Genomic DNA, 18,510 nt, shown 5'->3' with positions numbered 1-18,510 from the left:
CCGGGCAGTCAGCTATACAGTCCTTCGATCTCGTCGGCGTAGTCCTTGGCGACCACATTGCGCTTCAGTTTCAGCGAAGGCGTCAAGTGGCCGGATTCCTGGGTGAATTGGCCTGGCAGCACCCGGAACTTGCGTACCGACTCGGCCTTGGAGACCGCCGCGTTGCCCACGTCGACGGCCTCCTGGAGGGCCGCCAGCAGGTCGGGGTCCTCGGCGAGGGAGGCGGGGGTGGAGTCGGCCGGCTTGCCGTGTTCGGTGATCCAGCGGGCGAGGAAGTCCTCGTCCAGGGTGAGCAGCGCGCCCACGAACGGCCGCTGGTCGCCGACCACCATGCACTCGGCGACCAGCGCGTGGGCCCGGATGCGGTCCTCCATCACCGCGGGCGCCACGTTCTTGCCGCCGGCGGTGACGATGATCTCCTTCTTCCGGCCGGTGATCCGCAGATAGCCGTCCTCGTCGAGGGTGCCGAGGTCACCGGTGTGGAACCAGCCGTCGGCAAGCGCCTCGGCGGAGGCGTCCGGGTTGTTCCAGTACCCGGCGAAGAGGTGCTCGCCGTGCAGCAGTACCTCGCCGTCGTCCGCGATCCGCACCACCGAGCCGGGCAGCGGCTGGCCCACGGTGCCGATCTTCACCCGGTCCCACGGGTTGAAGCTGGTGGCCGCGCAGGACTCCGTCAGGCCGTAGCCCTCCAGGACGGTGAAGCCGATGCCGCGGAAGAAGTGGCCCAGGCGCTCGCCCAGCGGGGCGCCGCCGGAGATCGCGTACTCGCCGCGGCCGCCGAGGACCGTACGCAGCTTGCTGTACACCAGCTTGTCGAAGACGCGGTGCCTGAGCCGCAGCCTGACGGAGGGGCCCTTCGGGGTGTCGAGAGCGCGGCTGTACGCGATGGCGGTGTCGGCGGCCCGGTCGAAGATACGGCCCTTGCCCTCGGCCTGCGCCTTGGCCCGCGCCCCGTTGTAGACCTTCTCGAAGACCCGGGGCACGCCCAGGATCATCGTGGGCCGGAACGCGGCGAGTTCATCGGTGAGTTGCTTGATGTCGGGAACGCAGGCCAGCTTGATCGGCGCCATCATCGGCGCCACCTGCACCAGCCGCCCGAAGATGTGCGCCAGTGGCAGGAAGAGCAGCACCGAGCATTCCCCGGTGCGGAAGAGGGGCCGCAGCCGCTCCACCACGTTCCCGCACTCGGCGAAGAAGCTGCGGTGGGTGAGGACGCAGCCCTTGGGGCGGCCGGTGGTGCCGGAGGTGTAGACGATGGTGGCCGGGTCGTCGGCCTTGGCGACCGAACTGCGCTCCTCCACCACGGAGTCGTCCAGTGCGCTGCCCGCGGCGCGCAGGGTGTCCAGGCCGTCGCCCTCGATCTGCCAGACGTTCCGCAGCTCCGGCAGCCGGTCGCGGACGGAGTCCACCGTGGCGGCGTGGCCGTCCAGCTCCACGAGGCAGGCGACCGCGCCCGAGTCGCCGAGGATCCACTGCACCTGCTCCGGCGAACTGGTCTCGTACACCGGCACGGTGATGGCGCCCGCGCTCCAGATGGCGAAGTCCAGCAGGGCCCACTCGTAGCGGGTGCGGGACATCAGGCCGACCCGGTCGCCGGGCTGCACACCCTCGGCGATGAGGCCCTTGGCGGCCGCCCTGACCTCGGCGAGGAACACCGTGGCGGTGACGTCCTGCCAGGCGCCGTCCACCTTGCGGGCTATCACCGCCACATCCGGGTGCTGTGCCGCGTTTCTGCGCACGATGTCGGTCATGTTGCCGTCCGTGGGGACCTCGTACAGGGCCGGAAGGCTGAACTCGCGCAAGACTGCTGCTCCTCATAGGGCGCCGGCGCCACGACGTTGTGCGATGCGACGGTGCGGTCCAAGGCTTGGGCGGGTGCTCCGGTGCGGTCAGTGGCCGAGCACGCTAGGTGGCGCTGAGGCATGGAGCACGACTGGACCGTCCGGACGTTACCCATCGGTATGGCTTCTCCGATAGTGGGGAGACGCCAGATGTTTTTTGCGTCACATGTCGCGACGACGCTCCGCGCACCCTAGTCGACCCCCGTGGCCGAGGTGGGGGTAGACGCAGGTCCGGCACCTTTCGACGGGGGCGCGGCCGGGACGGTGCTGACGCTCCGTCGGCTCGGGGGCGGTCGGCCGGTGCCCTTGGCGGGAGGGGGCGCCGCGCGCGGTAGCCTTCACAGCGCACGGCCCGCGGCGCAGCCGCGATCACCCCGACCGGACCGCATCTGGAGGAGCCACGGCGATGGCGGAACACACCAGTTCGAGCATTGTGATCGAGGCGGCACCGGCCGATGTGATGGCTGTGATCTCGGACTTCGCCCGATACCCGGACTGGACCGGCGAGGTCAAACAGGCCGAGGTGCTCGCCACCGACTCCGAGGGCCGCGCCGAGCAGGTCCGCCTGGTCATGGACGCCGGTGCCATCAAGGACGACCAGACCCTCGGCTACACCTGGCACAGCGCGGACGAGGTGAGCTGGACCCTGGTCAAGTCCCAGATGCTGCGCTCCCTGGACGGCTCCTACCGGCTGCGGGAGGCGGGCGCCGGCCGTACCGAGGTGACGTACCAGCTCACCGTCGACGTCAAGATCCCGATGCTCGGCATGATCAAGCGGAAGGCCGAGAAGGTCATCATCGACCGTGCGCTGGCCGGGCTGAAGAAGCGCGTCGAGTCCGGCCCCGACGACGACGGGGACGACGCGGCGGAGGACGGCGGCACCGGGGACGCCGGAGCGGCGGGAAAAGCCGGGTCCGAGCAGGAGCCGAAGCGGTCCGAGTGACCACCGCCGCCGGCCCCGAGTCCGCCCCCGGCCACCCGATGCGCACCGTACTTCTCACCGGCCCCGCCGGCGCCGGCCGCAGCACCCTGGCCGCCGCCACCGCCCTCGCCGCGGCCCGCGCCGGGCGGCGCACCCTGCTGCTCTCCGCCGATCCGGAGGACACCCCGGGCGCCGCCCTCGGCACCCCCACCGGCGACACCCCGGTCACCGCGGCCCCCGGTCTCACCGTGCTGCGGCCCGACACCGCCGCCCGCTTCCGTACCGGCCTGCTCCGCCTCCAGGACCAGGCGGCGCCCGTACTCGACCTGCTGGGCGCCGCGCGGCTGGACGACGAGGAGCTGACCCCGCTGCCCGGCGCCGCCGAACTCGCCCTGCTGCACGCCCTGCACGAGGCCGCCGCCGGGCCGTACGAGCTGCTGGTGGTGGATCTGCCGGCCACTGCGGAGGCGCTGGCCGCGCTGGCCCGGCCGGCCCAACTCCGGCGCTATCTGCGGCGGTTGCTGCCCGCGGAGCGACAGGTCGCCAGTGCGCTGCGCCCGGTGCTCGGCCGTCTGGCCGGGGTGCCCGTCCCCACCGACCGGATCTACGCCGCCGCCCAGCGCTGGGACCTCGAACTGGCCGCCGTACAGGGCGTGTTGGCTGATCCGGAGACCACGGTGCGGCTGGTCGCCGAGCCCGGTCCGGCCGCCGCCGACGCGCTGCACACCGCCACCGCGGGCCTCGCCCTGTACGGGCTGCGGGTGGACGGGCTGCTCGCCAACCGGGTGCTGCCGGACGAGGCCGACGGCTGGCTGGCCGGGCCGGTCGCCCAGCAGCGCAAGGCCCTCGACGGCTGGCGGGCTGCCGCGGACGCCGGCGGTACTGGGGCCGTCCCCGTGCGCACCGTCCGCCACCTCGGCCGTGATCCGCGCGGCACCGAGGACCTGGCCGCGCTCGATGTGCCGGCGCCGCCCGCCGCCCCGCCGCCGGTGACCTGGCCGGTGGCCGACCGGCGGGCCGAGGACGGCGTCCTGGTGTGGCGGATCCCGCTGCCCGGGGCGCGGCGGGAGGAGCTCGGCCTGGTGCGCCGGGGCGACGAACTCGTGGTCACCGTGGGCGCGTTCCGCCGCATCGTGGAGCTGCCGTCCGCGCTCCGCCGGTGCACGGTGGTCGGCGCGGGGCTGCGGGACGGCGAGTTGGGCGTCCGCTTCCGTCCCGATCCGGACCTCTGGCCGCGGCGGGACTGACCCCGCGCCGTCAACCCCGTACGGGGCGGGTGGCGGGGGCGTGAACAGGCGGCTGCCGTTCGGGTACCGTCGACAGCGGTGGCCACCGTGCCCGGCACGGCGCACCACCGGCCGGTACCGCCGGACCATTCGCCCGCCAGCCAGCAGGAGTCGGACCGCCATGAGCGATGACACCGGGCTTCCCCGGGACCCCCAGGACCCTTCGGGCGCCGCGGAGCCCGCACACCCGGACTCCGGCCCGGCGCGTCCGGAGGCGGAGGTGCCGGTCACCGAGGTGCCCGCGGCCGAGACGCCGGACGCCGACGCCTGGGCGCAGGCCTGTGCCGAGGACCTCGCCGCCGAGCAGGCCAGGCGCCGCCGCTCCGGGGCCGAGCCGCCCGGCTCCGCCGCCGAGGAACTGCGGCGGCTGATGGACGCGGTCGCCGGGAAGCTGTCCGACCTGTCCGGTGCCGCGGGAGCCGGGGCGCCGCTCTTCGGGGCGGCGGCCCAGCAGATGATCCGGCAGGCCAGGGCCGCCGTGGAACCGGTGGTCGAGCGCAATCCGGAGGTCTTCGACCACCTGGCCGCCGCCGGTTCCGAACTGCTCGCCGCCTACCGCTCCGCTGCCCAGCAGCAGGAGTCCCGCTGGACCCGCGGCCCCGACGACGGCGGCGAGTACGAGACCGGCAAGTCCGAGACCGGCGGTACCGGCAGGACCGGAGCGGACGGCAAGGCCGCCGGGGACGGCCGGGACGGTCGGGACGGCAGGGGTGACGAACCCGGCCCCGGCGAGCACATCGACCTCGACTGAAGCACCCGTCCCACCGGCCCCGGCCGGCCAGGGCCCGGGTGCCGGTCGGCCCGGAATCCCGGCGCTGTGCGGAGGGTTCTGTTCCGATGGTGGAGGGTGTCCGGGGGAGTGCTCCGGCGGTCACCGGGCGTGGTCCCCTCGGGTACGGTTGGCCGTAGCGGGGCTCGACCGGAACTGAGGGACACATGGGACTCACCATCGGCGTCGACATCGGCGGTACCAAGATCGCGGCCGGTGTGGTCGACGAAGAGGGCACGATCCTCGAAACGCACACCGTGCCCACCCCGTCGACCGCCGACGGCATCGTGGACGCGATCAGCGCCGCGGTGACCGGCGCCGGCGAGGGGCGCGAGATCGAGGCCGTCGGCATCGGAGCCGCCGGTTATGTGGACGACAAGCGCGCCACCGTGCTCTTCGCCCCCAACATCCAGTGGCGCCACGAGCCGTTGAAGGACAAGGTCGAGAAGCGCGTCGGGATGCCCGTGGTGGTGGAGAACGACGCCAACGCCGCCGCCTGGGGCGAGTACCGCTTCGGCGCCGGCCAGGGCCACGACGACGTCATCTGCATCACCCTCGGCACCGGCCTCGGCGGCGGCATCGTCATCGGCAACAAGCTGCGCCGCGGACGCTTCGGGGTGGCCGCCGAGTTCGGCCACATCCGGGTGGTCCCGGACGGCCTGCTCTGCGGCTGCGGCAGCCAGGGCTGCTGGGAGCAGTACGCTTCCGGCCGCGCCCTCGTCCGGTACGCCAGGCAGCGCGCGCACGCCACCCCGGAGAACGCGGCCATCCTGCTCGGCCTCGGCGACGGCACCGTCGACGGCATCGAGGGCCGGCACATCAGCGAGGCCGCCCGGCAGGGCTGCCCGGTGGCGGTCGACTCGTTCCGTGAGCTGGCCCGCTGGGCCGGCGCCGGGCTCGCCGATCTGGCGTCCCTCTTCGACCCGTCCGCGTTCATCGTCGGCGGCGGCGTCTCGGACGAGGGCGAGCTGGTCCTCGACCCGATCCGCAAGTCGTTCCGGCGCTGGCTGATCGGTGCCGAGTGGCGCCCGCACGCCCAGGTGCTCGCCGCCCAACTCGGCAACAAGGCGGGCCTGGTGGGCGCCGCCGACCTCGCCCGCCAGGGCTGACCGCACCGCGGGCCCGCACGCCGCCGCCCCCGTCCGCCCGCCGGGTCGGGGAAGCGGCGGCGCCGCCCGGCACGGCGTCGTATCTTGATCGTCATGCCGATCAGCCTCAGTGATCTTCCCGCGTCCCGGACCGAGTCGGACGGAGCCGCCGTCGTCCGGGTCCTCAGCTACAACGTCCGCTCGCTGCGCGACGATCCGGCCGCCGTGGCCCGGGTGATCACCGCCTGCGCACCCGATGTGGTGCTGCTCCAGGAGGCGCCGCGCTTCTTCCGCTGGCGCAAGAAACTCGCCCGGCTCGCCACCGGATCGGGCCTGGTGACGCTCTCCGGCGGGGCGACCGCGGCCGGTCCCGCCCTGCTCTGCTCGCTGCGCGCCACGGTGGAGCGCACCGAGGACGTACTGCTGCCGCCCACCCCGGGCCTGCACCGGCGCGGCTTCGCCACCGCCGTGCTGCGCTTCGGCGCCGCCCGGCTCGGCGTACTGAGCTGCCACCTCTCCCTCGCCGAGGAGGAGCGCCGCGCCCAAGGCGCCCTGCTGCTCGACCAGTTGGCCGCGCTGGACGTGCCGTACGCGGTGGCCGGCGGGGATCTCAACGAGCGCCCCGGGGGCCGTACCTTCGGGCGGCTGGCGGAGCGGCTCCAGGACGGGTGGGCGGTGGCGCCGTGGGGCGGTGAGCACACCTCCACGGCGGCCGGGCCGCGGCAGCGGATCGACGCGGTCTTCGCCACCGAGGGCGTGGAGGTGCTGGGTTGCGGCGTCCCCGCCGGCCTCCCCGGTGTGGACCCCGCCGACCTGACCGCGGCCACCGACCACCTCCCGGTCCTGGCCGCGGTACGACTGCCCGCGGGGTGACGGGGGCGGGTCAGACCACGGCGCCGCGGCCCGGGTCGTCGTCCTCGTCGTCGGACTGCATCCGCAGCACCAGGGTGGCGAAGCCGCCGACGAAGCCGCCGACGCAGAGCGTGGTCAGCCACCACGTCATCTCCCAGCGCAGCATCACCGCGACCAGCATCAGCACCGGCCCGCCCACCACGGCGAGCCAGGCGAACTTCGCGGTGACGTCCGCCTCCGGCAGCGGCGGGTCCGGCGGGACGAAGTGGTCCTCCTCCGGGTCGGGCTCCGGCGTGTAGTCGCGGGGCCCGACACCGGGCGCGAAGGACACGGAACCGCCCAACCGGCCCCCGGCGCCCGCCGGTTGACGGGTGCCACGGTCGTCCTTGCCGTCCTCGCCGGTGCCGTCCGCGGCGGAGCCGTTCCCGCCGGCGTCCGGTTCTGACTCGTCGGCCGGCTCCGGCAGATGCAGGTCCCGTACCGGGCGGAAGGACTTGAAGGGTTTGGCGCCCGGCGGGTCCGGCGGCTCCTCCCCGTACCCGGCGACGATCGCCGCCCACGCCGCCTCTTCGTCGAAGCCAGGTGCGGAGCCAGGCGTGGAGTCCGGTGCGGAGTCCGGTGCCGGGTCGGGTGCGGGGGTGGTGTCGGCGGGGGAGGTGGATTCCGGGGCGGGGGCGGCGGCCTGGGCCGGGGGGCCGCTGTCGGCCGGGGCGTCCTCGGCCGGGCCGGTGCTCCGGCCCGTCGTGCCCTCCTCCGGCTCGCGGCCCTCGTCCCGATCGGGTCCGCGCCGGTCCTGCTCAGCCACCGCTGGCCGTCCCTTCCTTGCTGAGGTCTTCGTCGAGGTCTTCGTTGGGGTCCTTGCCGAGGTCCTTGCCCAGGCTCGGGGCGAGCCGGCCGAGGAAGGCGAGGCTCTCCTCGAAGATCCGGTCCGCGTCGTAGTCCAACGTCGCCACGTGGTAGCTGTGTTCCAGCAGGATCTCGGTGACATCGGTGGAGGACACCCGGCTGAGCACCCGGGCCGAGTCGGCCGGCGACACCACATGGTCCACGACGCTGTGCAGCAGCAGCAACGGCTGTGTCACCTGCGGCAGTTCGGCGTCGACCACCCGGCACAGGCGCCGCAGGGAGTTCGCCGCGTGCAGCGGCACCCGGTCGTAGCCCGTCTCCGTCCCGCCCTCCCGCGCGATGTCACTGGCGATGCCCGGCGTGGACGCCACCAGGTGCCGGATGGCGGGCAGCGCGTACGGGGACAGGCCGTGCAGCTTGTTCAGCGGATTGACCAGGACGAGGCCGCGGACCGCCGCCCCGTGCCGCGCCGCGAGCCGCAGTGCCAGCGCCCCGCCCATCGACAGGCCGAAGACATAGACCTCCGTACACCGCTCCCGCAGCAGCCGCAGCGCCCGGTCGACCTCCGCGTACCAGTCCTGCCAGCCGGTGAGTTGGAGGTCCTCCCAGCGGGTGCCGTGGCCGGGCAGCAGCGGCAGCGACACCGTCAGGCCCCGCGCCGCGAGGAACTCGGCCCAGGGCCGCAGCGACTGCGGCGACCCGGTGAAACCGTGGCAGAGGAGGACGCCGACCTCGCCGCCCTCGTGGCGGTACGGCTCGGCTCCAGGCAGGACCGGCACCTTCGGTCTCCTGTTCATGTGGGAGGAACCGGGCGGGGGACACACACCCGGGGGGTACTTCACGGTACGCGACCGCCCCGCCACCGACCAGGGCCGCAGCGCCCCGCGACAGCCGTCCGGCGGCCCGGCAGGGGTTAGGGTGCTGATCCGGCACACAGGAGGGCACTCGGTTGATCTACGGAGCCATGAAGTTCTCCCTCGGGGGATCGCTGAAGCTGGCGTTCCGCCCCTGGGTGGAGGGCCTTGAGAACATCCCGGCCAAGGGCCCCGCGATCCTGGCGAGCAACCATCTGTCCTTCTCGGACTCCTTCTTCCTGCCCGCCGTGCTGGACCGCAAGGTCACCTTCATCGCCAAGGCCGAGTACTTCACCACCCCCGGCGTCAAGGGCCGGTTGACCGCCGCCTTCTTCAAGGGCGTCGGGCAGTTGCCGGTGGACCGCTCGGGCGCGCGGGGCGCGGGCGAGGCGGCGATCCGCAGCGGTATCGAGGTACTGGAGCGGGGCGAGCTGTTCGGGATCTACCCGGAGGGCACCCGCTCGCCCGACGGCCGCCTCTACCGCGGCAAGCCGGGCGGCCTGGCCCGGGTGGCGCTGGCCACCGGAGCGCCGGTGATCCCGGTGGCGATGATCGACACGGAGAAGATCCAGCCGCCCGGCCAGGTGATGCCGAAGCTGCTGCGCCCCGGCATCCGCATCGGCGAACCCCTCGACTTCACCCGCTACCAGGGCATGGAGCACGACCGCTTCGTCCTGCGCGCGGTGACCGACGAGGTCATGTACGAGATCATGAAGCTCTCCGGCCAGGAGTACGTCGACATCTACGCGACGGCCGCCAAGCGGCAGATCGCGGACGCGGAGAAGGCGGAGAAGGCGGCCAGGGCCGAGTCCGGCAAGGCCGAGAAGGCCGCGAAGGCGGAGGCCGCGAAAGCGGAGAAGGCGGAGAAGGCGGCCAGGGCGGAGGCCGTGAAGGCGGCGGCGAAGTCCTCGCGGCCTGCGCAAGCGGCGGAGCCCGGGGCGTCGGAGCCCGGTGGGAACGTCAACTCGCAGGCGGCGCCCGGCGAGAGGGCCGGGAGCGTGGGACCGCAGGCCGTGTCCGGGGAGAGCGCCGAGCCACAGGCCGCCCCCGCCGAGGCCTCCGATACCGCCGGGCCGCAGCCGGTGAAGGACGGGCGGGGCGACTCGTAGGCATAGGCGCCGGGGCGGATGTACCGGTGCCGGGGGCAGCGGACAGCGGGGGCAAGGGACAGCGGACGGGTGGGGAGATGGCGGGTCGGGAGCAGGGGCGGGGCGTCGTGCGGATGTCCGTCGAGCAGCCGCTGTGGCGTGCGCTCACCGGGTACCGCGTACTCGCCCTCTGCTACGCGATCGGCCTCGGCGTCGTCGGCCATGACCGCTTCGACCGCCCCGCCGTCGCCGTCGTCTACTACCTGGTCCTCACCGGCTGGACCTTCGCCACCCTGGGCCGGGTGCGCTCCGCGGCCACCTGCACCCGGGGCTTCCTCGCCGCCGATCTGCTGCTGGCGCTGACCGGCATCCTGCTCACCCCGCTCGCGGTGACCCATGAGCGGGTCGTCACCGGCGGGCCGACGCTGCCGTCGATCTGGGCGGCGGGCTCGGTACTGGCCTTCGCGCTCAAGGGCGGCTGGCGGTGGGCGGCGGGCGCCTCCGCACTGGTCGGCGTCGCCAATATCGTGCAGCGCGGCGCGCTCAGCCGGGACACCGCGCACAATGTGCTGCTGGTGTGGGTGGCGTCCATCGCCATCGGCTATGTGGTTGAGGTGGCGCGGGCCTCCGAGCGGACTCTGGCGCGGGCGCTGGAGATCGACGCCGCGACCCGGGAACGCGAGCGGCTGGCCCGCGACATCCACGACGGGGTGCTCCAGGTGCTGGCGATGGTGCAGCGCCGGGGCACCGCACTCGGTGGTGAGGCGGCCGAGCTGGGCCGGCTCGCGGGGGAGCAGGAGATCGCGCTGCGCACCCTGGTCTCCGGCGGCCTGCTCCCCGAACCCCGCCCCGACACCGGCCAGTTGGACCCGGCGCCCACGGCGCACCCTGCCGCGCCGGACGAGGGCGCGCCCGTCGATCTGCGGCCGCTGCTCTCCGGGCACGCCGCGTCCGGGGTCACCTTCGCGGCGCCCGGCACCCCGGTACTGCTGCCGCCGGCCGCCGCCCGTGAGCTGGCCGCCGCGGTGGGCGCCGCCCTGGACAACGTGCGCCGGCACGCCGGTCCCGAGGCCGCCGCCTGGATCCTGCTGGAGGACGAACCGGACGCGGTCCTGGTCACCGTCCGCGACGACGGCCCCGGGATTCCGGCGGGCCGGCTGGCGCAGGCGGCGGGCGAGGGGCGGCTCGGTGTCGCCCAGTCCATCAAGGGGCGGCTGCGGGACCTGGGCGGCACCGCGGATTTCGTCTCCGTACCCGGCCAGGGCACGGAGGTCGAGTTGAGGGTTCCCGGGGGGAAGGCAGGCGGATGAGCGAGCAGCAGACGGAGCGGGACGGTGTCACCGTGATGGTGGTGGACGACCATCCCATGTGGCGGGACGCCGTCGCCCGCGATCTGACCGAGGCCGGTTTCCGCGTGGTGGCCACCGCGGGTGACGGCGAGCAGGCGGTACGGCGGGCCCGGGCGGCGCGCCCCGATGTGCTGGTGCTCGACCTGAATCTGCCCAAGCTGCCCGGGGTGCGGGTGTGCCGCGAACTCGTGGGCGCCGACCCGGCGTTGAGGGTGCTGGTGCTCTCCGCGAGCGGGGAGCACGCGGATGTGCTGGAGGCGGTGAAGTCCGGCGCCACCGGCTATCTGCTCAAGTCGGCCTCCACCGAGGAGCTGATCGACGCGGTGCGCCGTACCGCGGCCGGGGACCCGGTGTTCACCCCGGGGCTCGCGGGTCTCGTCCTCGGCGAGTACCGGCGGCTGGCCTCCGAACCGGCCGCCGCGGCACCGGACGAACCGGACGCGCCGCGGCTGACCGAGCGGGAGACCGAGGTACTGCGGCTGGTCGCCAAGGGCCTCGGCTACAAGCAGATCGCCGAACGCCTGGTCATCTCCCACCGCACGGTGCAGAACCACGTACAGAACACCCTGGGCAAGCTCCAGCTCCACAACCGCGTGGAGCTGGTGCGCTACGCCATCGAACGGGGCCTGGACGAGGAGCCCTGAGCGCGGCCGCCCGCCCGCTGCGACTACCGGGCCGGGCGCCGCTCCCCGAACGAACCGGCGCCGCCCCGTACTTGGGTCAGCAGCTCCTGCACGATGTCCGCACCCCGCAGCGTCAGTACCGACTCCGGATGGAACTGGAGCCCCGCGAAGCCGGGCCCGCGCAGGGCGTGTACCTCGCCGCTGCCCGCGGCCCGGCTCAACTCCACGCCGTGCGCGGCCAGTTCGGCCGCCGCCTCGTCGTCGCAGCGGGCCGTGAAACTGCTGTAGAAGCCCACCGTCTCCGGCCGCCCGAACAGGTCGACCACACTCTGCGCCCCCTGGTACGGGACCTCCTTGCGCACGATGTCCAGGCCCATCTCGGCCGCCATCAGCTCATGCCCCAGACACACTCCGAGCACCCCGTCCCGATGGGTGGACAGCGCCTCGGCGGTCAGCTCCCGCAGCAGCCGCATCTTGGGATCAGTGGCGTCCGAGGGGTCACCGGGACCGGGGCCGAGCACCAGCGGACCGCGGTGCTCCCGTACGGTGCGGGCCAGGCCGGGTTCGTCGTAGCGGTGCACCGCGACCGCCAGGCCCGCGCAGCGCAGCAGATGGGCGAGCATCGCGGTGAAGGTGTCCTCGCCGTCGACGATCAGCGCCCGGCCCGACGCGCCCTCGGTGTGCGGTTCCTGCAACCGCAGCCAGAACGGCGCCAGCCTGGCCCGCCGCCCGTCCAGCGCGGCCCGCACCCGGGGATCGTCCGCCAGCCTGGGCGCCCGGCCACCGGACGCCGGCCGCGGAGCCGGCCGCACCCCCAGCGCGGCCAGCACCGCCGCCGCCTTGGCGTGGGTCTCGGCGACCTCGCCCGCCGGCTGCGAACCGCGGACCAGGGTGGCGCCCACCGGCACCCGCAGCCCGCCGTCCCCGGCGATGTCCGCGGTCCTGATCAGGATCGGGGAGTCCAGGGTGGTGGCACCGCCCGCGTCCCGCCCGATCAGCGCCAGCGCCCCCGCGTAGTAGCCGCGGGCGGTGCCGTCCGGGCCGAGCGGCTCGTACCGTTCGATGACCCGGCAGGCGTTCTCCACCGGGGAGCCGGTGACCGTCGCCGCGAACATCGTCTCCCGCAGCACCTCCCGCACATCCAGCGAGGTCCGGCCGCGCAACTCGTACTCGGTGTGCGCCAGATGGGCCATCTCCCGCAGCCGGGGACCGATCACCACACCGCCGCGGTCCCCGACGGTGCACATCATCTTGAGTTCTTCGTCCACCACCATCGACAGCTCCTCGGTCTCCTTGGCGTCCGCGAGGAAACCGAGCAGGCCCTCGGCGGTGGGGCCGGACGCGGGGTACCGGTAGGTGCCGCTGATCGGATTCATCACGACCGTCCCGCCGGACATCCGCACATGCACCTCGGGGCTCGCCCCCACCAGCGTCCGCCCGCCCCCGGCCGCGCCGGTGTACACCACGAACGTCCAGTAGGCGCCCCGCTCCTGCGCCAGCAGCCGGCGGAAGAGGGCCAGCGCGTCACCGGGGCCGAAGCCGTCGACGCGCCCGGTGTAGGTGCGCCGGATGACGAAGTTGGCACCCTCGCCGGAGGCGATCTCCTCCCGCAGCACCCGCCCCACGATCCGCTCGTACTCCGCGTCCGAGACATCGAAGCCGCCGTCCGTGACCCGCACCGCACGGTCCGGGAGCTGTGCCAGCGCCTGGTCCAGCGGCACCTCGTAGGTCTCCTCGGCGGTGAGCACCGAGAGCGGGGTGCCGTCGTCGTGGACGTCGAAGCCGCGCTCCCGGATCTGCCGGAACGGCACCAGCGCCAGGCACGGTGTCTCACCCACCGGAATATCGGCGAGACGCTCCACCTCCGTCACCGGGCCGCGCAGCACTTCCACGGTGTCCCCGGAGAGGCCCGGGGTGCGCCGCCTGAGCAGGGCGAACGGCCGGCCGTCCGGCTCGGCCAGCCGGTCCAGGCGGGGGGCGGGACGCGGTCGCTGCGGCTGGTGCGGCTGGTACGGCTTGTTCATGGGTGCGGGTTCCTTCCGGTGGGGCGCCGCACACTGCGGCGGCACGGTGGAGAGGAACGGCCCCGGACATGACGAAGGCCGCCCCTCGGGCGGCCTCGGCGAGCTGGGTACGCGCAGTCAGTGGGCCGCCGGATGTGCGGTCCACCACCAGGAACGGGTCTGCTGCGCGAACATGGGCGGCACCCTACGGCGCCGGGCCACACCGTGTCCATCGCCGGCCCGCCTCCACCGCACCCCCGCTACCGCGTCCCACACTCTGGGCACCGGGCGGACACCCGTCCGGCACCCCGTAATCTGGTGGGCGTGAACGCACAAGCCTCTTCTGTCGACCTGAGCACCTGGCGAGACCTCCCTGCGGCGCAGCAGCCGGAGTATCCGGACCAGGAAGCCCTCCGGCGCGTCCTCGCGGACCTCGGCGAACTGCCCCCGCTCGTCTTCGCCGGCGAGTGCGACCAGTTGCGCGCCCAGCTGGGTGCCGTCGCCCGCGGCGAGGCGTTCCTGCTCCAGGGCGGCGACTGCGCCGAGTCCTTCGACGGGGTGTCCGCGGAGCACATCAGGGCCAAGCTGAAGACCCTCCTCCAGATGGGCGCCGTGCTGACGTACGCGGCGTCGGTGCCCGTGGTGAAGGTGGGCCGGATCGCGGGCCAGTACTCCAAGCCGCGGTCCAAGCCGACCGAGACCCGCGACGGTGTGACCCTGCCGACCTACCGCGGTGACTCGGTCAACGGCTTCGACTTCACCGAAGATGCCCGTATCCCGGACCCGGAGCGGCTGCGGCGGATGTACCACGCCTCCGCCTCCACACTGAACCTGGTCCGCGCCTTCACCACCGGCGGCTACGCCGACCTGCGCCAGGTGCACGCCTGGAACCAGGACTTCGTCAAGTCCTCCCCGTCCGGGCAGCGTTACGAGCAGTTGGCGCGCGAGATCGACAACGCGCTGAACTTCATGCGGGCCTGCGGCACCGACCCGGAGGAGTTCAAGACCGTCGAGTTCTACTCCTCCCACGAGGCGCTGCTGCTGGACTACGAGTCGGCCCTCACCCGCGTCGACTCCCGCACCGGCCGCCTCTACGACGTCTCCGGGCACATGGTGTGGATCGGCGAGCGCACCCGCCAACTCGACGGCGCGCACATCGAGTTCGCCTCCCGCATCCGCAATCCGCTGGGCATCAAGCTCGGCCCCAGCACCACCGCGGAGGAGGCGTTGCAGTACGTGGAGCGGCTCGACCCGGAGCGGGAGCCGGGCCGGCTGACGTTCGTGGTGCGGATGGGCGCGGACAAGATCCGCGACAAGCTGCCCGAGCTGGTGGAGAAGGTCAGTGCCTCCGGCGCCACCGTGGCCTGGGTGACGGACCCGATGCACGGCAACACCTTCGAGGCCGCCTCCGGGCACAAGACGCGGCGCTTCGACGATGTGCTGGACGAGGTCAAGGGCTTCTTCGAGGTGCACAAGTCGCTCGGCACCCACCCCGGCGGCATCCATGTCGAGCTGACCGGCGACGACGTCACCGAGTGCGTGGGCGGCGGCGACGAGATCTTCGTGGACGATCTGCACCAGCGCTATGAGACGGCCTGCGACCCGCGGCTCAACCGCAGCCAGTCGCTGGACCTGGCCTTCCTGGTCGCCGAGATGTACCGGGACCAGTAGCGCCCGGGAGCCTCGCGGGCTTCGGACGGACGGATGGGGCACGGATCGGTGTGATCCGTGCCCCATCGCCGTAGCCGGGACTTTTCCCCACCCCCGCGGTGTGGGTAAGGTTAGGTTTGCCTCACCGGGACGCTCCCAGCGGGAACGCCGAGTGCGGCCGCAACTGTCGATCCCGCACCACCGCGCAGCCCCCGGAGGTGAACCGCGTGTACGTCTGCAACTGCTTCGGGGTGACCGAGGACCAGGTCAAGCGGCACGCGGAGGACGGGGCCTGCACCCCGCGCGAGATCGCCTCCGCCTGCAAGGCGGGCACCGACTGCGGCTCCTGCGTGCGCCGGATCCAGGCCCTGCTCGGCCGGGGCGCCTGCCCGCGGCGCGAACTGCTGGACCGGCGAGGCGCCGCACTGCCGGAGCAGGACGGCACCCCCGGGATCCTGCCCGAGGCCGCCTAGCCTTCCGGGTGCTTCAGCTCTCCGGCTGCTCGATGTGCTGCGCCAGGTAGAGCGGCTCGCCGAGCTTCTCGATCAACTCCAGGTGGGTGTCCAGGTAGTCGATGTGCTCCTCCTCGTCGGCGAGGATCGACTCGAAGATGTTCGCCGAGGTGATGTCGCCCTTGGCGCGCATCACTTCGACACCGCGCTTCAGCCGGTCGATCGCCTCGACCTCGATCTGCCGGTCCGCGTGGAACATCTCGGTGACGGTCTGGCCCACCCGCACATGGAACAGCCGCTGGTAGTTGGGCAGTCCGTCGAGGAAGAGGATGCGGTCGGTGAGGACCTCCGCATGGCGCATCTCGTCCATGGACTCGGCCCTGGTGTGCTTGGCGAGCTTGGTCCAGCCGTTGTTCTCCTGCATCTTCGCGTGCAGGAAGTACTGGTTGATCGCGGTCAGCTCGGCGGTGAGCTGCTCGTTGAGGAACTCGATGACCTCGGGGTCGCCCTGCATCGCAGAGGCTCCTTCCGTAAGGGAAGTGGGCAGGTCCGCGCATCTTTCCATCGGCCGTGTGTGACCGTCCAGTAAGTGCAGGCTTACTGTGAGTTGGTGTGGTTGCGATGACATATGCAGACATGAGCGGGTAGGGCGGGGTGGTGGGGCCGGCCCGGTCCGGCGCTCCGGGTCTGTCAGGATGGAGGTATGGGTCATCCGGTGGACCGCACACCGCGGCAAGCAGCAGAGTCGGAGCTTCCGCCGGGGCAGCGTCTGCAACGCGGATGGCCCGTCACGCACTACGGCCCGGTGCCCAAGTTCCGCGCCGAGCGCTGGGAGTTCAGGGTCTTCGGGGCCACCGCCGACGACGGGAAGCACCGCTGGACGCACGAGGAGTTCGTCGCCCTGCCGTACGCCACGGTCGTCGCGGATCTGCACTGCGTGACCAAGTTCAGCATGATCGGCGCCGAGTGGGGCGGGGTGCGGGCCCGGACGGTACTGGAGCTGGCGCCGCCCGCGCCCTCGGCGACCCATGTGATGGTCTGGGCCGAGTACGGCTTCAGCGCCAATCTCCGGCTCGCCGACTTCGCCTCGGAGCGCACCGTCTTCGCCACCCACAAGGACGGTGAACTCCTCACCGCCGAGCACGGATTCCCCCTCCGCCTGGTCGTCCCGCACCTCTACGCCTGGAAGGGCCCCAAGTGGGTGCGGGGCGTCGAGTACATGACGGCGGACCGGCGCGGCTTCTGGGAGGAGCGCGGCTACCACAACGTGGGCGACCCCTGGCGCGAGCAGCGCTACTCCTACCAGGAGGAGCCGGGCGAGGGCCCCGAACTCTGAACGGACCGGCCCGAGTTGGGCGGCCGGACTGAGTGGGCGTGGTGGGCGTGGACCACGGCGTGGCCCCGGCCGCGGCCGATCATCCAGCGGTTCACCGGTGTGGTGAGCAGGAAGGCCAGTGCCAGGGAGACGGCGAGCGAGCCCCAGAAGAGGGCCTGGCCGAGGGTGGCGTCCATCGCGGCGGGCCAGAGCGCGATCACCCCGTTGTCGATCAGCTCCATCACGGCGATGGACACGGTGTCCGCGGCGAGCGCCACCCGCACCGCAGCCCGCAGCCCCAGCCCGGCCCGGAGTACACCGCGCAGGGTGAGCGAGTAGCCGAAGACGAAGGCCAGGACCACCGCCAGGGCCATGGTGGGCGGATTGCCCCAGCCCAGCGCCGTACCGGCGGCCATGCCGAGGACCTCGCCGAGGGCGCACCCGGTGAGGCAGTGCAGCGTGGCCTGCGCGGCGGCGGACCAGGTGACCCGGCCACCCGCCGTGCCCGTGCGCGTGGCCCTGCCCAGGGCTGTGGCTGTGCCGGCGCTGTTCCTCCGGCTGGACCGTCTCTCGCATGGTGCGTCCCCTCGTCGCCGGTCGGATGGTGTCCGCACCGGTCAACGAGATACCCCCTGGGGGTATTCCGCCCGGGGAGAGCCCTCAGCCGCGGAGCTTCTTCAGCAGGGCGACATCGCGGGCGTGGCCCTCCGGACCGCCCGGCGTCTCGATGATCAGCGGTACGTTCTCGGTCGCCGGATGCGCCAGCAGCGCGCGGAACGCCTCCTCGCCGATATGCCCCGCGCCGATGTTCTCGTGGCGGTCCTTGCGGGCGCCGGCCACGTCCTTGGAGTCATTGGCGTGGATCAGCCGCAGCCGCCCCTCGCCGACCGTCCCCACCAGCAGGTCCAGGGTCTGCGCCACCCCGTGCGGCCCGGCCAGGTCGTGCCCGGCGGCGAAGACATGGCAGGTGTCCAGGCACACCCCGAGCCGCTCATGCGCGTCCAGCGCCTCGAAGTACGGCCCGAAGTCCCAGGTGCGGGCGCAGAGCGAGGCGCCCTGCCCGGCCGTCGACTCCAGCAGCAGATACGGGTCGTCCTCGTGCGTCAGCTCGTCCAGCAGCGGCAGCAGCAACTCCCGTACCTGGGCCAGGGCCGTGGCGCGATCCCGGCCGCCCGTCGCGGAGCCGGTGTGCACCACCACGCCGAGGGCGCCGATCGCACGGGCCCGCCGCAGCGAGTGCCGCAGCGACAGCACCGAGCGCTCGGCCGTGGCCACCGTGTGCGAACCGAAGTTGATCAGATAGGGCGCGTGCACATAGGCCGGGATGCCCTCCTCCGCGCAGGCGGTGCGGAAGGCCTCGTCCTGCGCCGGATTGCCGGTGGGCGTCGCCCAGCCGCGCGGATTGGCGACGAAGACCTGCACGGTCTCGGCGCCCATGGTGCGGGCGTAGGCCAGGCCGTTCGCGGCGAGTCCACCGGCCACCGGCACATGGCCGCCGACGGGATTACGGGGGAGGGCGCTGCTGATCACGCCAGCCAGGGTGGCACGGCCTCTGGCCACCGGGGGCGGCGG

16 protein-coding genes and 3 pseudogenes are annotated in these 18,510 nt (G+C 73.1%); 11 read left to right on the top strand and 8 right to left on the bottom strand.

Translation table 11 applies throughout. The features are described 5' to 3' along the window. Positions 1–8 precede the first annotated feature (8 nt). Positions 9–1,802, bottom strand: a complete 1,794-nt coding sequence (locus ACFVST_RS17135) for an AMP-dependent synthetase/ligase (RefSeq protein WP_390151953.1) — start codon at positions 1,800–1,802, stop codon at positions 9–11. Positions 1,803–2,247: 445 nt separating this feature from the next. Between ACFVST_RS17135 and ACFVST_RS17130 the strand changes: the two are divergent. The 5 genes and pseudogenes from ACFVST_RS17130 to ACFVST_RS17110 form a co-directional block, all read left to right on the top strand. Then, positions 2,248–2,682: pseudogene (locus ACFVST_RS17130) on the top strand (SRPBCC family protein); the annotation flags it as partial. A 140-nt stretch (positions 2,683–2,822) separates the two neighbouring features. Continuing rightward, on the top strand, positions 2,823–4,010 hold the full coding sequence (locus ACFVST_RS17125; protein ID WP_390152065.1) for an ArsA-related P-loop ATPase: 1,188 nt from the start codon (positions 2,823–2,825) through the stop codon (positions 4,008–4,010). A gap of 160 nt (positions 4,011–4,170) precedes the next feature. Beyond that, a complete protein-coding gene (locus ACFVST_RS17120) occupies positions 4,171–4,800 on the top strand; it encodes a DUF5304 domain-containing protein (RefSeq protein ID WP_390151952.1) in 630 nt (209 codons plus the stop codon). 185 nt (positions 4,801–4,985) lie between these two features. Continuing rightward, complete coding sequence (locus ACFVST_RS17115) at positions 4,986–5,927, top strand: ROK family glucokinase (RefSeq protein ID WP_390151949.1); 942 nt, start codon at positions 4,986–4,988, stop codon at positions 5,925–5,927. A 93-nt stretch (positions 5,928–6,020) separates the two neighbouring features. Continuing rightward, on the top strand, positions 6,021–6,779 hold the full coding sequence (locus ACFVST_RS17110) for an endonuclease/exonuclease/phosphatase family protein (RefSeq protein ID WP_390151946.1): 759 nt from the start codon (positions 6,021–6,023) through the stop codon (positions 6,777–6,779). Positions 6,780–6,789: 10 nt separating this feature from the next. On the opposite strand, the gene ACFVST_RS17105 is transcribed toward ACFVST_RS17110, so the two are convergent. Both ACFVST_RS17105 and ACFVST_RS17100 read right to left on the bottom strand, forming a co-directional pair. Next, entirely contained in the window at positions 6,790–7,563 is a 774-nt protein-coding gene (locus ACFVST_RS17105) for a hypothetical protein (protein ID WP_390151944.1), read from the bottom strand. Next, positions 7,556–8,383 carry an alpha/beta hydrolase gene (locus tag ACFVST_RS17100; protein ID WP_390151941.1) on the bottom strand — a complete coding sequence of 276 codons (828 nt, stop codon included), beginning with the start codon at positions 8,381–8,383 and terminating at the stop codon, positions 7,556–7,558. The genes ACFVST_RS17105 and ACFVST_RS17100 overlap by 8 nt, the downstream gene beginning before the upstream one ends. 185 nt (positions 8,384–8,568) lie before the next feature. On the opposite strand from ACFVST_RS17100, the pseudogene ACFVST_RS17095 reads away from it, so the two are divergent. The 3 genes and pseudogenes from ACFVST_RS17095 to ACFVST_RS17085 all read left to right on the top strand — a co-directional run. Then, positions 8,569–9,318 (top strand): annotated as a pseudogene (locus tag ACFVST_RS17095) (lysophospholipid acyltransferase family protein); the annotation flags it as partial. A gap of 326 nt (positions 9,319–9,644) precedes the next feature. Beyond that, positions 9,645–10,856, top strand: coding sequence for a MacS family sensor histidine kinase (gene macS, locus ACFVST_RS17090; RefSeq protein WP_390151939.1), 1,212 nt, complete (start codon positions 9,645–9,647; stop codon positions 10,854–10,856). Then, positions 10,853–11,539 (top strand): response regulator, encoded by a 687-nt coding sequence (locus ACFVST_RS17085; RefSeq protein ID WP_390151937.1) that lies wholly within the window; start codon positions 10,853–10,855, stop codon positions 11,537–11,539. Before macS ends, ACFVST_RS17085 begins: the two co-directional genes overlap by 4 nt. Positions 11,540–11,562: 23 nt before the next feature. Here the strand turns inward: ACFVST_RS17085 and ACFVST_RS17080 are convergent, their stop codons facing one another. Together ACFVST_RS17080 and ACFVST_RS17075 are read right to left on the bottom strand one after the other, a co-directional pair. Beyond that, a complete protein-coding gene (locus tag ACFVST_RS17080) occupies positions 11,563–13,542 on the bottom strand; it encodes an anthranilate synthase family protein (RefSeq protein WP_390151935.1) in 1,980 nt (659 codons plus the stop codon). 117 nt (positions 13,543–13,659) lie between these two features. Beyond that, positions 13,660–13,716, bottom strand: a complete 57-nt coding sequence (locus ACFVST_RS17075; RefSeq protein WP_390152062.1) for a trp operon leader peptide — start codon at positions 13,714–13,716, stop codon at positions 13,660–13,662. Between the two features lie 123 nt (positions 13,717–13,839). On the opposite strand from ACFVST_RS17075, the gene ACFVST_RS17070 reads away from it, so the two are divergent. Both ACFVST_RS17070 and ACFVST_RS17065 read left to right on the top strand, forming a co-directional pair. Further along, the gene (locus ACFVST_RS17070; RefSeq protein ID WP_390151933.1) at positions 13,840–15,192 is read left to right on the top strand and encodes a class II 3-deoxy-7-phosphoheptulonate synthase; all 1,353 of its coding nucleotides are present in this window, start codon (positions 13,840–13,842) and stop codon (positions 15,190–15,192) included. 206 nt (positions 15,193–15,398) lie between these two features. After that, positions 15,399–15,644, top strand: a complete 246-nt coding sequence (locus tag ACFVST_RS17065) for a bacterioferritin-associated ferredoxin (protein ID WP_390151930.1) — start codon at positions 15,399–15,401, stop codon at positions 15,642–15,644. A gap of 13 nt (positions 15,645–15,657) precedes the next feature. On the opposite strand, the gene bfr is transcribed toward ACFVST_RS17065, so the two are convergent. Continuing rightward, complete coding sequence (gene bfr, locus ACFVST_RS17060) at positions 15,658–16,137, bottom strand: bacterioferritin (protein ID WP_390151927.1); 480 nt, start codon at positions 16,135–16,137, stop codon at positions 15,658–15,660. A 189-nt stretch (positions 16,138–16,326) separates the two neighbouring features. Here bfr and ACFVST_RS17055 point away from each other — a divergent pair, with 189 nt between their 5' ends. Further along, complete coding sequence (locus ACFVST_RS17055) at positions 16,327–16,959, top strand: sulfite oxidase-like oxidoreductase (RefSeq protein WP_390151924.1); 633 nt, start codon at positions 16,327–16,329, stop codon at positions 16,957–16,959. 38 nt (positions 16,960–16,997) lie between these two features. Here the strand turns inward: ACFVST_RS17055 and ACFVST_RS17050 are convergent. Continuing rightward, positions 16,998–17,514: pseudogene (locus ACFVST_RS17050) on the bottom strand (DUF4396 domain-containing protein); the annotation flags it as partial. An 84-nt stretch (positions 17,515–17,598) separates the two neighbouring features. Then, positions 17,599–18,477, bottom strand: coding sequence for a deoxyribonuclease IV (locus ACFVST_RS17045; protein WP_390152060.1), 879 nt, complete (start codon positions 18,475–18,477; stop codon positions 17,599–17,601). Positions 18,478–18,510 lie beyond the last annotated feature (33 nt).

Source organism: Streptomyces sp. NPDC058045 (assembly GCF_042885635.1).
Taxonomy (GTDB): Bacteria; Actinomycetota; Actinomycetes; order Streptomycetales; family Streptomycetaceae; genus Streptomyces.
This window is presented reverse-complemented; position numbering and strand designations above follow the sequence as displayed.